General features: G+C 70.9%; 2 protein-coding genes. Both read right to left on the bottom strand.

From position 1 onward, the window contains the following. The coding region (locus FPZ47_RS27565) for a helix-turn-helix domain-containing protein (protein WP_168209591.1) at positions 1-254 on the bottom strand (254 nt) is incomplete at its 3' end. Positions 255-453: 199 nt separating this feature from the next. Further along, on the bottom strand, positions 454-1,062 hold the full coding sequence (locus tag FPZ47_RS27560) for a helix-turn-helix domain-containing protein (RefSeq protein ID WP_210420047.1): 609 nt from the start codon (positions 1,060-1,062) through the stop codon (positions 454-456). Positions 1,063-1,227: the final 165 nt, after the last annotated feature.

Here is a 1,227-nt window from a genome sequence, read left to right as displayed (position 1 = left end):
CGCGCCGAGGGCGCCCAGCCCTGCTCGGCCTCAACGATCCGGGCGATATGGGCCGCAGTGCGTGCGGGGTGTTCGGCCTTGAGCCGCGCCGCCAGCTCCAGCACCTCAGCCTCGGTGCGCGGGGTGATCTGGCGCTGCGCTGGGAGCAGCGCGTCGAACCCGCCGGCCCGCCACGCCCGAATCCAGCGGTCCAGGCTGGCCCGCGACACCTCCACCGGCTGCCCGAACGGCCCGATATGGACTTGGGCGGCCATATCCCGCACCAGCCGGCCTCGTTCAGTCGCAGACAGGTTCGGATCGGCCAGCGGCCGGATCAGCGAGTACCGATACAGAGCGATATCACGCGCTCGATCCGCCCGTGTCTTCTTCGGAGTTGGCATTGTTTCGACGCCTCAACGCTTTCCATGCTCGACGGCAGTGACGCGGTCGACCCTGACCCATCACGGCGGCTAGTCACAGATGCGAGCTTGTGTTGATCGGCAACACCGCGACCGTCGGCGGCCGCATCCCCAACAGCCAGCCACCCGAGCACGCCGCCACCAACTCCGCCGCCGACACCTTGAACACCACCGAACCGGCCATCCGGCGCACCGCCGCGCACGCCACCCCGATCTGGGAGACCGCATCAGCCAGCGGGCTTGCCGTCGGTTCCAGACGAGCCATGTCCGCGCCGGTGTTGGCCAGGTGTTCCAGCCGCGCGAACCCCACCCGGATCGGCTCGGCATGCTCGGCGAACCGCGACAGCCAGCCCCGCACTGTCGAGGCCGGACGACCCGCCGCCGCACAGATCCGCCGCCACCCCCAACCCGACGCCCGGGCCAACAGCGCCGCCCAGATCACCGCCACCGGATCGACCCGTCGTCCCAGGCAGAGCCGGGGCAACAACACGTGCGAGCGGCCACAGCCTGCCGCGCTCGAACAGATCGCCCGCCGCGGCCGAATCCGGGCCACCACCGCCGCGGCCCGACGCACAAACCGTGGCGCGGCATACCCCCACGGCGCCAGCCGCCCCCCGCACTGCGGGCACCCCAGCCCGCCCGAGCACAACTGGCGTTCAACCACAACGGGATCTGCTCCTACACTGAGCACTGCGCCTCCGGGCGTGTTCGGACGGCCCTTCCCGCAGTCCTGCCAAAGCCCGTGGGAAGGGTCGTCGATTTTCAAGATCACCCGAACCGTAGACCGGCCGTCCTCGCGGTGACGCCACCACTCACGCCCCCCCCGCCC

This window comes from Mycobacterium helveticum (genome assembly GCF_007714205.1).
Taxonomy (GTDB): Bacteria; Actinomycetota; Actinomycetes; order Mycobacteriales; family Mycobacteriaceae; genus Mycobacterium; species Mycobacterium helveticum.
This window is presented reverse-complemented; position numbering and strand designations above follow the sequence as displayed.